Source organism: Mangrovimonas aestuarii, assembly GCF_028767185.1.
Taxonomy (GTDB): Bacteria; Bacteroidota; Bacteroidia; order Flavobacteriales; family Flavobacteriaceae; genus Mangrovimonas_B; species Mangrovimonas_B aestuarii.
Map to the genome: position 1 here is coordinate 23,590 of NZ_JARACK010000001.1, position 13,620 is coordinate 37,209.

The 13,620-nt window shown below is 37.9% G+C and carries 9 protein-coding genes; 4 read left to right on the top strand and 5 right to left on the bottom strand.

Annotated features, from left to right (window positions below; genetic code table 11):
• Positions 1-12: 12 nt before the first annotated feature.
• From PWU04_RS00100 to PWU04_RS00110, 3 genes are all read right to left on the bottom strand, one after another.
• Positions 13-897, bottom strand: coding sequence for a bifunctional 5,10-methylenetetrahydrofolate dehydrogenase/5,10-methenyltetrahydrofolate cyclohydrolase (locus PWU04_RS00100; protein ID WP_274473739.1), 885 nt, complete (start codon positions 895-897; stop codon positions 13-15).
• 33 nt (positions 898-930) lie between these two features.
• On the bottom strand, positions 931-2,259 hold the full coding sequence (ffh, locus tag PWU04_RS00105; RefSeq protein WP_274473740.1) for a signal recognition particle protein: 1,329 nt from the start codon (positions 2,257-2,259) through the stop codon (positions 931-933).
• Between the two features lie 142 nt (positions 2,260-2,401).
• Complete coding sequence (locus PWU04_RS00110) at positions 2,402-4,417, bottom strand: hypothetical protein (RefSeq protein WP_274473741.1); 2,016 nt, start codon at positions 4,415-4,417, stop codon at positions 2,402-2,404.
• Between the two features lie 162 nt (positions 4,418-4,579).
• On the opposite strand from PWU04_RS00110, the gene PWU04_RS00115 reads away from it, so the two are divergent.
• From PWU04_RS00115 to PWU04_RS00125, 3 genes are read left to right on the top strand one after another with little or no spacing between them, the layout of a single operon-like run.
• On the top strand, positions 4,580-5,095 hold the full coding sequence (locus PWU04_RS00115) for an RNA polymerase sigma factor (RefSeq protein WP_274473742.1): 516 nt from the start codon (positions 4,580-4,582) through the stop codon (positions 5,093-5,095).
• Positions 5,096-5,149: 54 nt separating this feature from the next.
• Positions 5,150-6,043 carry a FecR family protein gene (locus PWU04_RS00120; RefSeq protein WP_274473743.1) on the top strand — a complete coding sequence of 298 codons (894 nt, stop codon included), beginning with the start codon at positions 5,150-5,152 and terminating at the stop codon, positions 6,041-6,043.
• A 34-nt stretch (positions 6,044-6,077) separates the two neighbouring features.
• Complete coding sequence (locus PWU04_RS00125) at positions 6,078-8,339, top strand: TonB-dependent receptor plug domain-containing protein (RefSeq protein ID WP_274473744.1); 2,262 nt, start codon at positions 6,078-6,080, stop codon at positions 8,337-8,339.
• Positions 8,340-8,342: 3 nt separating this feature from the next.
• Here PWU04_RS00125 and argS read toward each other — a convergent pair whose 3' ends face one another.
• Positions 8,343-10,127: an arginine--tRNA ligase gene (gene argS, locus PWU04_RS00130; protein WP_274473745.1), complete on the bottom strand. Its 1,785-nt coding sequence runs from the start codon at positions 10,125-10,127 to the stop codon at positions 8,343-8,345.
• A 490-nt stretch (positions 10,128-10,617) separates the two neighbouring features.
• On the opposite strand from argS, the gene PWU04_RS00135 reads away from it, so the two are divergent.
• Positions 10,618-12,678, top strand: coding sequence for a tetratricopeptide repeat-containing sensor histidine kinase (locus PWU04_RS00135; protein ID WP_274473747.1), 2,061 nt, complete (start codon positions 10,618-10,620; stop codon positions 12,676-12,678).
• On the opposite strand, the gene ctlX is transcribed toward PWU04_RS00135, so the two are convergent.
• A complete protein-coding gene (gene ctlX / locus PWU04_RS00140; protein WP_274473748.1) occupies positions 12,675-13,610 on the bottom strand; it encodes a citrulline utilization hydrolase CtlX in 936 nt (311 codons plus the stop codon). The genes PWU04_RS00135 and ctlX overlap by 4 nt on opposite strands.
• Between the last annotated feature and the right edge of the window lie 10 nt (positions 13,611-13,620).

A 13,620-nucleotide genomic window follows, 5' to 3' on the forward strand; every position in this document is an offset into this window, starting at 1 on the left:
ACTTACGATTTATTACTTTCTCATCATGTGACGCTCTCTTGCCAATAATGTGTTTTTAAGCAACATAGCAATAGTCATTGGCCCTACTCCGCCAGGAACTGGAGTAATAAAACTCGCTTTCTTGCTTACGTTTTCAAAATCTACATCTCCAGTAATGTAGTACCCTTTTTCTTTTGTATCATCAGACACACGCGTGATTCCCACGTCGATGATTACAACATCATCCTTAACCATCTCTGCTTTAAGGAAACCTGGCACACCTAAAGCCGTAATGATAATATCTGCTTGAGATGTGATCTGAGTGATGTTCTTAGTGTGACTATGCGTTAAGGTTACAGTTGAGTTTCCTGGGAACCCTTTACGGCCCATTAAAATACTCATTGGACGCCCAACAATATGTGAACGACCTATAACCACAGTGTGCTTCCCTTGAGTTTCTACACCATAACGTTCCAACAACTCTAAAATTCCAAACGGCGTAGCAGGAATGAACGTAGACATATCCAAGGCCATTTTACCAAAGTTGGTTGGGTGGAATCCGTCTACATCCTTATCTGGGTCCACAGCCATCAAAACTTTTTGAGTATCGATTTGCTTAGGCAAAGGCAACTGAACGATAAACCCATCAATTTCTGGATTTTTGTTCAACTCCTCAATCTTGTCCAGCAACTCTACCTCACTGGTAGTATTCGACATTCTCACCAAAGTAGATTCGAAACCAATGCGCTCACAGGCTTTTACCTTACTCCCCACATAAGTTAAACTCGCCCCATCGTTACCAACGATAATAGCCGCCAAATGCGGAACTTTTTCCCCATTGGCTTTCATCTTTTTTACCTGCTCGGTAATTTCATTCTTGATGTCGTTACTTACCTTTTTTCCGTCTAGTAAAGTCATTGTTATTTGTGTAAAAATTGTTCTTATTCAAGCTTATCGCATGTTTTTCATCATTTGCATCATGCGTTTTCCACCGCCACCTTGCATCATTTTCATCATCTTGCTCATCTGGTCAAACTGCTTTAAAAGCTGGTTTACTTCCTGAACAGAAGTACCAGATCCTTTTGCAATACGTTTTTTTCTGCTGGCGTTAATAGTAGCTGGGGTAGTACGCTCACCTGGAGTCATAGAGTGAATTATAGCTTCAATATGCTTGAAGGCATCGTCATCAATATCGATATCCTTCATCATTTTACCAGCTCCAGGAATCATTCCGACAAGGTCTTTCATATTACCCATCTTTTTAATCTGCTGGATTTGGTTTAAGAAATCGTCAAAACCAAACTGGTTCTTGGCAATTTTTTTCTGAAGCTTTCTAGCCTCTTCTTCATCGTATTGCTCTTGAGCACGTTCTACTAAAGATACAACATCCCCCATCCCCAAAATACGGTCTGCCATACGTGAAGGGTGGAACACATCGATAGCCTCCATTTTCTCACCAGTACCGATAAACTTAATTGGCTTATCTACCACTGATTTAATGGATATAGCAGCACCACCACGAGTATCACCATCTAACTTGGTAAGAATAACTCCGTCGAAGTTCAACACATCGTTGAAGGCTTTTGCTGTATTAACCGCATCCTGACCAGTCATAGAGTCCACAACAAATAATGTTTCCTGTGGTTGGATAGCTTTGTGGATATTAGAAATCTCGGTCATCATTGCCTCATCTACAGCTAGACGACCTGCGGTATCGATAATAACCACATTATGACCGTTGGCTTTTGCATGAGCAATACCTGCTTGTGCAATAGCAACCGGGTCCATATTTCCTTTATCGCTGTATACCTCAACATTAATCTGGTCACCTACAACATGTAACTGATCGATCGCTGCCGGACGGTAAACGTCACAGGCTACCAATAAAGGCTTTTTAGTTTTTTTATTCTTAAGGTAGTTTGCCAATTTACCTGAGAAGGTGGTTTTACCAGACCCCTGTAAACCGGACATCAAAATAATACTCGGATTCCCACTAAGGTTAATTCCTGCGGTTTCACCTCCCATTAATTGGGTTAACTCATCCTTTACAATCTTAACCATTAATTGCCCTGGCTGTAAGGTTGTCAATACATCCTGACCAAGTGCTTTTTCCTTAACAGTATTGGTAAAATTCTTTGCTATTTTAAAGTTAACATCGGCATCTAATAAGGCACGTCTTACTTCCTTTAGGGTTTCCGCCACATTGACTTCAGTAATACTTCCGTGCCCTTTAAGTACGTGTAAGGCTTTATCTAACTTATCGCTTAAATTATTAAACATAGTCTTCCTTGAAATTTTAAGAGTTGCAAATTTAAGGATTTGATACGTATAATTAAAGTATCCTCCTATAAATTGACAACAAAAAAGGGCTGCCCTTCACGGACAACCCCTTCATTATTAACCAAAAACTTAAAAATGGATATTAATTACATTCGCGTTCCAGCATCATTTGAACATTACTTTGGGTATTAGTGAAAACAAATTGCTCCATTCCACACTCTACAACTAACCATTCGCCAATAAACTGTTGTGTTGGCCCTGTTAGCTGACTGATGTTTACAATAACACCTCCATTATTACTACCATAAGTAGTCCACACTCCATTTACAGTGGTTCCGTTACCCTCTATTACCAACGATTGGTTGTCGTTAAAATAAAAATCGTAGCTGTTAAAATCACCACTTCCGTTAATACTTACCGGTATCCAATGGCACTCCATTAAATAGGAATCTACATCAAATTCTGAGCAACTTTCCGTGCTACAGTCTTCAACAAATAAATACAATTCAAAAATTTCAAAATTATTAGATCCTATTTGCTGTACCCTTACATATAGGGTTTGCGGGTTAGACGTATTTGTATAATTGAATTGAGAGGAATTTATAGATTCTCCTCCCATTTCTGCTTCTGAATAGGATAGATAGAATAACAACTCAACTTCTTCACCTAATGCTGGACAATTCATGTAAGGCTCTACCAGATTAAAGATCGCTGTGCCATCAAACTCGCCTTCATCGCAAACCGTCAATGTCATCTCCTCAAAACACTCAAAAGGGTTTTCTTCCTCACACACTTGCTCGAAGACCAAAGTATCCTCACCATGAACCATTTCAATACTATCATCATCACAATCTACAATAGTCCAAACTTCGGAAAGCATATTATACGGCTGCGGCAACTGCAATACCATCATAGCACCTTCATCTGACAAGGTAATATCCCAAGTTCCGGTAAGCTGTGTATTCCCATTAAGGTCGGTTACGGTAACTAACCCGTCATTATTGAAGTAGAAGTGGTCGGCTACAATATTGTTGAATAGATTTGTATTTGCAACCCAGTAACACTCCTGAAGGTTTTCGTTGATTTCCTGAACACTGCAATCCAATTCGTCTTCACACTCTTGCTCCATTACAATCACTGTTCCTTCCGGTGTAGAATCGTTAATTCGTTGTAACTGTAAGTGATCGTCGTCACATGACAAGACTAACCAGTTCCCTCCTAAATCACCTTGGAAAGCGGTAAGCTCTGTAAGTGACAAAATAACACCTCCATTATCGCTAACCGAAGTACTCCAATCACCTCCAATAGCTACAGTGGTATCACCATTAACAATCTCCAAAGAACCATTTTCATTGAAGTAGAAATCGTAATTGTAGAAAGCCTGATCGTTATTATTATAAGAAACAATATTCCAGTAACATTCTTGCAGGTACATATCCAATGTTTCTTCTGTACACTCATCATCATCGTCGTCACAATTCTGTTCGGCTGCATTAATAGCTTCTTCCAATTGTTGGTTATTGTTTACCTGAAGGGTTTCGCCATTGGCATAAATCAATGTAATAGGAAAATTTAAGCTTGCCAAAACAGCGCCTTGGCTATCATCACCTAAATTGTCTAAGAACAAATATAATTGCTGATCACTTTCGATTACAGTTGTATCTACATCCTGAAAATCGGTATTGTACATTGAAAAAGTAATGGGGTATTGAAAATCCACACATTCTATCACTTCTGGCTCTTCCATACAATCCTCAACAAAATCCTCAAGTTCATCCTCATTGTTAATTGTGATTTGGGTATAATCGTTTAGAACAATGGTTATCGGAAATAAAAAGTCTAAATCATCCTCATCGTCATCAAATTCATTGAACAATTGTTCTATTAAAGCCAAATCCTCATAAGTGTTTATGGTGATGGTAATGTCGTTCACCATTACGCTAACCGGTAGACTAACCGAAATACAACTGGAGTCATCCAATATATTATCCATAGCACCATTACTAGCGGAAGTGTTTTGCATTAAGCTAGCCAAGGTAGAATTGGCATCGATAATTTCTTCTTCTTCAGGCTCATTTACCTGAGTTTCGTCCTCCTGACACGAGAACAGGGCAAAAAAGGTAAACATAAACATGAGTAGGTGTAACTTGAATTTCATATTATTGATTTTTGTTGGTTTAACAATATAACAGTTCAAAGCCAAAATGTCCTACCCCACTTTTTATTTTTTTACACTTTAAATAACTACTCCCTACAATAGAATGCGCCTGCTCTTATTAAAATTTATTTTTTACATTCGTGAAGACCTAACCAACCCTAAATGAATAAAAACCTACATAAGGACATTTGTAATGAAACTTTGTTTTCTGCTATATTCAGGAGGCATGCCGAAAGCCTTCATGACTTTCTGTATTATAAATTTGGGGACGGGTTAAACTCAAGAGACAAAGTTCAGGAAGCCTTTGTTAAACTATGGCAAAACTGTGGTAAGGTCTCCCCAGACAAAGCCAAGAGTTACCTCTATACCACTGCCAACAATCTTATGTTAAATGAGGTTGCCCATCAAAAAGTAGTCTTAAAACACCAACAACACAAACCCAAAGATTACACCAACGAATCTCCGGAGTTCCAAATGCAGGAACAAGAATACATGGCTAGGTTACAACAGGCCTTAGAAAAGCTAACTGAAGCGCAACGCACTGCTTTTTTACTCAATCGTGTAGAAGGAAAATCGTTTAAAGCAATTGCGCTACAATTGGATATCTCCTCTAAAGCTGTAGAAAAACGAATTTATGGCGCCTTAAAAAAACTTAGAGAGGATATTAAAGAACTTTAATATGATGGGTAGGAAAAAACAAGGTTTAACTGTTATATAGATAAGCACAGTATTATGGAGCGAGACAAACTGATAAAAAAATGGTTGAACCACGAGCTTAAGCCCGATGAGCTTGAAGCCTTCAAGCAATTAGAAGACTATCAAGAACTCACAAAATTGGACAATGCACTTCAACAGTTTAGACCTTCAAGTTTCGAAGTCGATGCCGAATTAATCAAACTTCAGAAAACCATAAAAAAAGGAAAAAGCAAACCAATTTGGAAAAATCCATTGTGGCATATTGCAGCTGTAATTGTTCTTTGCCTTGGGATTTACTATTACACAATAACCTTAAACACACATATTTCCACTTTAGCTTCGCAAACAACATCGGTTATTTTACCTGATCAATCGGAAGCGCAGTTGAATGCAGGAAGTTCAATCACATACAACAAAAGTAACTGGGGTGATAAAAGAGAAGTTCAATTAAATGGCGAAGCTTATTTTAAAGTAGCCAAGGGAGTAAGGTTTCAAGTTAAAACTGAATTAGGAACCATAACTGTTTTGGGTACCCAATTTAATGTAAAGCAGCGAAAGGATTATTTTGAGGTGATCTGTTATGAAGGATCGGTGGAGGTTCAATCAACAGTTAGAAAAACAATTTTAAAACCTGGCGACCAAGTGTTGGTTATAAACGGAAAACCAATCCACAGAGAAAAAGAGATTGCTAAAAACCCAGCTTGGGTAGAAGGTTCCAGCCAGTTTATTAGTATCCCTTTGTATGAAGTTCTTAACGAATTGGAGCGACAGTACAATATTTCGATACAGATGAAACAATTGGACACAAGCCGAATGTTTACGGGGCGTTTTACCCATACCGATTTAGACTTGGCGCTCAAATCAATCTGCACCCCAATGCAATTAACCTATTCACAATCCCAAAACTCGGTTACCATAACAGGTGAATAAACACTTAGTCTTACTTGCTTTCTTGTTCTGCACTATGGCAGTTCAGCTTTGTTGGTCACAATTAGCACGCAAAGTCTCTCTGCAAACTGCATTAAACACAATAGAACCCTATTACCAAATTAGCTTTTCTTATGCCGATGATTTAATTGATGGGAAATTTGTATCTCCACCAGATACAACCAAGAAATTACCTGAAGTTCTAGAAGCTTTAAGCCTTGATTGCAGACTAGCATTTCAACTTTTAAGTAAAGGGCATTATGCCATTATTCCAATAAATAAATCTGATAACCTTCCAATATTACCACAGGAGCTTGAGGAAGTTGTAATCATGGACTACTTAACCTCGGGTATTAGCCAAAGGCCCTACGGTCTCACCACTATCAGTCCAAAAAAGTTTGGAATCTTGCCGGGACTTATTGAACAGGATATTCTTCAAACCGTACAAGCTTTACCCGGTATTGTAAGCGTAGACGAAACCATATCAAACATCAATATAAGAGGAGGTACCCACGACCAAAACCTCATCCTTTGGGAGGGTATAAAAATGTATCAATCAGGCCATTTCTTTGGAATGATCTCTGCTTTTAACCCCTATCTTACTGAACAAGTAAATATTTCCAAAAACGGTAGTAGCGCCCAATATGGTGATGGCGTTTCGAGTATTATCGATATGCGTTTGGGCAACACCTTAACAAACGATACCAAACTAGGTTTGGGTATAAACCTTATCAATACCGATGGTTTTATTTCTACTCCTCTCTCTAAAAAAATGGAACTGCAAGTTGCTGCCAGACGCGCCATAACCGATTGGGTGGACACACCTACTTACCAAGAATATTCTAATCGAGTATTCCAGGATACCGATATAGAAAACACAAACGGTAATACCCTCAGTAAATCTGAAGAATTTTACTTTTATGATATATCTTTAAAACTACTTTACGATATTTCGGAAACAGATAAACTTCGAGCAAGTCTACTTTCGGTTTACAACAACCTGAGTTATTTAGAACTGGCTACCAGCAATACCAATGACCAAGCCAAGGGTAGTGATCTAACACAGTCTAACCTAGCGACAGGATTGGAATACACCAAAGATTGGAACCCAAACACAGAAACCACCATTTTTATCTCTATATCAGATTACAATTTAGATGCTACCAATCAAGATGTTATTACTGAACAACGCTTATCCCAGAAAAATGAAGTACTGGAAACAGCCCTCAAATTCAACCTCGACAAGAAACTTTCCAACCAGTTAATCCTTAACAGCGGCTACCAATTTTCGGAAACAGGGGTTGGCAATCTGGAAGATGTGAACAACCCTGCTTTTAGCCGATACATTAAACGTGTGTTGCGTAACCATGCCATGTACACCGAGGGACGATACCAATCGAAGAACAAAAAAACCAATGTTCAACTAGGTGTTCGCGCCAACTATTTCGGAAAGTTCGAGCAGTTTAGAGTAGAGCCCCGTTTAAGTTTTGATTACCAATTGAACAATCACCTAAATCTCCAAGTATTAGGAGAATTGAAAAGTCAAACTACCACCCAAATTATAGATTACCCCAAGGACTTTTTGGGTATTGAAAAACGACGCTGGGTAATAGCCAATAATGAAGGCATTCCCATCACTAAAAGCAAGCAGATTTCCGTTGGTTTGAGTTATCACAAAAACAAACTCCATGCTAGCATTGAAGCCTACCTTAAGGAAGTAGACGGCATTAGTACTCGCAGTCAGGGATTTCAAAACCAGTATCAATACACACAAACCATAGGGCAGTATAACATTAAGGGCATTGACCTTCTCGTTAACAAACAGTTTCGTCAATTTAGTACCTGGTTCAGTTATTCCCTAAGTCAAAACAATTACAAGTTCCCTTCTTTGAACTCAGGAGAAGACTTCCCCAATAACTTAGACCTTCAGCATATTTTTAGTGGTGCGGGAACTTATACCATTAACAGTTTTAAAGTAGCGTTGGGAGTGAATTGGCACTCTGGCAAACCCTTTACAACACCTTTAAACTTTACAGCTCCAAATGGAGTGATTCAATACAATCCTCCAAATACAGATAGACTAGAGGATTATTTTAGGACAGATATATCTGCTACTTACAAAGTAAAACTCAATAAAAAAACCGAAGCCATTTTAGGTGCTTCGGTTTGGAATATATTCAATCGTAAAAATATCATTAACAGTTATTATGCTGTTGGTGATGATGGTATAGTAAACAAGATTGACATCTCGGCCTTAGGGCTTACTCCCAACGTAAGCCTGCGTGTCAATTTTAAATAGGGTTTACATACGTTGTGGTACTTCAATACCCAATAGTTTAAATGCCGATTTGATTACCAATCCTACCTTCTCAGAAAGTTGAACTCTGAACAATTTATCTGTTGCATTTTCAGCTCCCAATATCGATACGTTTTGGTAGAAGGAGTTAAACGCCTTAACCAAATCGTAAGTATAATTAGCAATTAAAGCCGGGCTGTGTTGGGTAGCTGCATTCTGAACCACTTCTGGAAACAGCTCCAACTGCTTTAACAATTCCCTTTCTTTTTCATGTAACTCTATGCCAGAAGGATTTACCTCAAGATTGTAATCAAAATCCACCTTTCTTAAAATGGACTGTATTCTTGCATAGGTATATTGAATAAACGGCCCTGTATTCCCTTGGAAGTCGATAGATTCTTTAGGGTCGAAAAGGATTCGTTTTTTAGGATCTACCTTTAAGATGAAATACTTTAAAGCACCTAGACCAATCATCTTGTACAGCTCTTGTTTTTCCTCTTCGGAATACCCATCAAGTTTACCCAATTCTTTGGAAATTTCCTCAGCTGTACCTGCCATTTCAGAAATCAAATCATCAGCATCGACAACAGTTCCTTCTCTACTCTTCATTTTTCCGCTAGGAAGATCTACCATCCCGTAACTTAGGTGATATAGATTCTCTGCCCATTCAAATCCTAGCTTTTTAAGGATCAAGAACAACACCTTAAAGTGATAGTCTTGCTCATTCCCTACGGTATATACCATCCCACCTACATCTGGATAATCCTTGATACGTTGAATTGCCGTACCAATATCCTGTGTCATGTATACAGCTGTACCATCGGCACGCAAAACAATCTTTTCGTCAAGCCCTTCTTCTGTAAGATCACACCAAACTGAACCATCCTCTTTTTTAAAGAACACACCTTTGTTAAGGCCTTCGGCAACAAATTCCTTACCTAGCAAATAGGTATCGCTTTCATAGTATAAACAATCGAAGTTTACTCCAAGATTTTCATAAGTAACATCAAATCCGTCGTACACCCACTGGTTCATAGTTTTCCAAAGGGCCACAACCTCTTCATCACCAGCTTCCCATTTTCTTAGCATCTCTTGGGCTTCCAGTAAAATAGGCGCTTGCTTTTTGGCTTCCTCCTTATCCATTCCCTCGGCAACCAAAGCTTCAATTTCCTTCTTGTATTCCTGATCGAACTTTACATAGTAGTTCCCCACCAATTTATCTCCTTTCAATCCCGTACTCTCTGGTGTTTCACCATTACCGAAACGCTGCCAGGCCAACATGCTCTTACAGATGTGGATTCCCCTATCATTAATAATCTGGGTTTTATACACCTTTTGTCCGGAAGCTCTCAATATTTCGGCTACACTATATCCTAACAGGTTGTTTCTTATGTGTCCCAAGTGTAACGGCTTATTGGTGTTAGGAGAAGAATACTCTACCATAACTGCTTTGTCTCCCTCTTTTGGGCTCACCAATCCGAATGAATCTTCTTTTCTCATTTCGTTTAAGGCTGTCACATAATGGGCATCGCTAATCTCAAGATTCAAAAACCCCTTAACCACGTTAAAGGCTCGTACCTCTTCTACATGCTTCACAAGATATTCTCCTACGGCTGTACCAATTTGCATAGGGTTGCCCTTAATGCTTCGCAACATAGCAAATACAACTACGGTAATATCACCTGCAAATTCCTTGCGGGTGGCTTGGAATTCTACTGTTTCCAAATTGGCGCTATACAGCTGTTCTGCTGCTTGCTTAATATGATGCGTTAAGGTGTTTTGAAGACTCATTTGTATCTTTTTTATAAGGATGCAAAGATAGGTTTTTCTGAACCTTTTAAGAAGTCACAACTTTTTAATTCATAACTTTTAAAAGAAAATTATACATTAAGAAACCATACTACATCCATACATTAACCATTAAGTATCCATTAACTAATGGAACCTTTGAACCACCCTAAATAACTATTCACTAAAACAAGTGTAGAAAAAACACCCATAGAAGTAAAAATAACTGAAGAGCAGTAATTTTAGTAAAAAGAGACTTTCATATACTTAAAGAACCGTTCGTCTATTTTTTTTGCATTAAATCCTATTAATTAGCAAATTACATCTCATTTTACAACATTTGCTTGTGCTATTTTGCTATTAGCCTTTAATTGTTCCAAAGAACTAAAAACTAACATAACCTAATTAACCTATACATCTAAAAAGCATTTCTATCTTTCCCTCAACCTGAAATGTTTTGATTGATTACAGGACTCATATAACCAACCATTATATGAACAGAGTAATTACTTTACTTGTTTTCATTTTTGCATTGAACACCTTTTCCCAAAATCGGGAAACAGATAGTTTGAGCATTGCTTTGGCATTCCAAAGTCAAGACAGTAGCAAGGTAAAAACCTCCTTAAAACTCATTGAATCCCTTTACAGTAAATCGGATTACACTACAGCACTTCGCTACCTATTGGAAACCGAAAAACTTTCTGAAGAAATAGATTACCCAAAAGGACTTGCTTCTACTACCTATTACAAAGCTTTAATCTATTCTGCAAAAGACGACTATATTAATGCTGTTGATAACTTCGCAAAATGCAAGATGATTTTTGCACAACTCAATGATACACTAGAAGTGGCTAGAGTAAACAACAGAATTGGGCTTCTGGAAATTAAAAGAGGTAACTTCAATACAGGGTTACAATACGTACTATCAGCCATCAACGAACTTGAACGCCGTGGACTTAATAATGAGTTACAAACCGCCTATTGCAGTTTGGCCGCCACTTATGAGGATATGAACCTAATTAATGAGGCCATAGAATACAATCATAAAGCTTTAAACTTGGTTCAACTATCGTTTAATGAAAAACAACTGGTGAAATCCAACGCTAACCTCGGACGACTATACGCTTTAAAGGATGACCATCGTAAAGCTATAGAATACTATAGAGCCGCATTACTTACCTCATCTAACAGTTCTGATAGTATAAGAGGTGAAATTCTACCTTTATTGGGTGGTGAATATACCAAACTGGAGAATTTTTCTTTGGCCAAAGAATATTTAGATGAAGCATACAAGTTTAATACTACAACCAACTTCATTCCTGGTCTGTTAATTACTCAAAACAATCTTGGAGAACTAAATCTAAAGCAAGGTAATTTAGATATCGCGAGAGTTCAATTACTTCAAGCATTTAATATTGCAAAAGCATTGGACGACAAAGTTCAACTTTTGAATAATTATAAGCTTCTAATGGAGTTAGATAGCTCTACTTCAAATTATAAAAATGCTTTGTATTGGCAACGACAATATTTTAGTCTAAAAGACTCTTTGGCTACAAACACTAAAGAAATGGCTAATCTCAGTGTCCATAATTCAGAGGTTCCTTTTGACCCTGGATACACCCCACCAATTAGAGAAGAAGCACCATCAGTAATCGCAGACATAACCAAGGTAAACCGCTTAAAATTAATAACCTACATTCTTTTAGGCGCTTTTGTTGTTTTAGCCACTTTCTTTATCCTTATCTATTCTAAAAGAAGAAGTCGTATGCAGTACACCAAGGAATTGGAAGAAAAGAACGAACGCATAGAGACTCAAAACAAATCGATTACGGAACAAGCTACAAACCTGGAAAACATCAACAAGGTAAAGGACAAATTGTTTTCAATTATTTCACATGACCTAAAGGACTCATTGAGTTCTATAAACGGTTTTATAGACTTGTTAAAAGAAGGGAGTTTAAGTCGTCAGGAGTTTGACGGATTGATTCCAGAATTAAGCGATAATGCCAATAATGCATCACTTCTGCTCTTTAACCTTCTTAATTGGTCAAAATCCCAGATGCAATCGTTAGAAGCCAACCCCAGTTTATTTGACATCAAGGAAGTGGTAGAGGAAAAAATAAAACTGTTCGAACAAAAAGCAGAACGCAAAGGGGTTAGTATTGAGAACCAAACCTTGAGGGATTTTATCTATGCAGATAGAAGCATGGTAGAAATTATAGTTCAAAATTTATTGGCCAACGCTATTAAGTTTACCAGACCTGGTGACCATATTATTATTAATAATCACATAAGTAATGGCAACAGCATATTAAGTATTGCCGACACAGGTATTGGAATACCGAAAGAAAACATTAAAAAACTTTTCCATAACAAATCCTTTACTACAACTGGTACTAAAAACGAAAAAGGAACAGGTTTAGGGCTTTCCATATGTAAAGAGCTTGTAGACCTGAACCACGGGAAGATATGGGTTGAAAGTGCAGAAAAAAAAGGGAGCACCTTTTTTGTTGAGCTCCCTAAATCCAATACTTTTGAAGCTGTTGAAGCTTAAGCCTTGGGTAAGAACACCTCGGCTATCATACAACGAGCACTTCCTCCCCCACACTTTTCAATGGTATCCAAGCTACTGCTTAAAATATCACAGTGCTTATTTATTGTATTAATTTGATCTTGGGTAAGACTATCGTATGCCACTTGGCTCATCACCAAATATCTTTTATCGTTCTCCCCTCTAACCTGTAACATATTTCCAGCAAAACTGTTTACCTGATCTTCTGTAATGGCTATAATTTCCTTTTCGTCCTGCTTTAAGTAATCAATAACACTCTTACGTTCTTTTTTATTGTCTATAGAATCCAAACAGATAACGGCAAAAGTCTCAGCCAAACACATCATTACATTGGTATGATAAATAGCCTTTCGCTCACCATTAACAGTCTGATTAGCATGAAACGTTACCGGTGTATATTCAAAATCCTCACAGAACTCAATAAACAAATCTTCATCAGATCGAGGAGATAAAGCACAATAGGCTTTACGGTTTACACGATCTAAAAGCAAACTCCCAGTGCCTTCTAAAAATACTTCTTCTTCCTCTGCTGATGTATAATCAACAACGTCATCTATCCTAAACCCTTTTTCCTCAAGAATGTCAAACACATCCCCTCGACGCTCCAATCGTCTGTTTTCGGCAAACATAGGATAGAGAGCTACAGTCCCGCTGTCATGGAATGATATCCAATTATTAGGAAATATAGAGTCTGGAGTATCTGTTCCTTTGGTATCATCAATTACAACAACATTTACGCCCACACTTTCCAGCTTTTCAACGTAAGCATCGAACTCTTGTTGAGCCTTAACATTAACTGTTTCCGGCAATAGGTTATCCAACACCTTTTGGTAATGGTTGTTTACGGCTGTCTGCTCATTCATTCTAAAATTCACTGGACGAACCATCAATATGGTATTTGCAGTTTGTCGCATAATGAGGGGA

Coding starts and splice junctions, on each gene's coding strand:
- argS (WP_274473745.1), bottom strand. CDS start 10,127: ATGAGTCTTCAAAACACCTTAACGCATCATATTAAGCAAGCAGCAGAA.
- ffh (WP_274473740.1), bottom strand. CDS start 2,259: ATGTTTAATAATTTAAGCGATAAGTTAGATAAAGCCTTACACGTACTT.
- PWU04_RS00135 (WP_274473747.1), top strand. CDS start 10,618: ATGAACAGAGTAATTACTTTACTTGTTTTCATTTTTGCATTGAACACC.
- PWU04_RS00100 (WP_274473739.1), bottom strand. CDS start 897: ATGACTTTACTAGACGGAAAAAAGGTAAGTAACGACATCAAGAATGAA.
- PWU04_RS00110 (WP_274473741.1), bottom strand. CDS start 4,417: ATGAAATTCAAGTTACACCTACTCATGTTTATGTTTACCTTTTTTGCC.
- PWU04_RS00125 (WP_274473744.1), top strand. CDS start 6,078: ATGGCAGTTCAGCTTTGTTGGTCACAATTAGCACGCAAAGTCTCTCTG.
- PWU04_RS00115 (WP_274473742.1), top strand. CDS start 4,580: ATGAATAAAAACCTACATAAGGACATTTGTAATGAAACTTTGTTTTCT.
- PWU04_RS00120 (WP_274473743.1), top strand. CDS start 5,150: ATGGAGCGAGACAAACTGATAAAAAAATGGTTGAACCACGAGCTTAAG.
- ctlX (WP_274473748.1), bottom strand. CDS start 13,610: ATGCGACAAACTGCAAATACCATATTGATGGTTCGTCCAGTGAATTTT.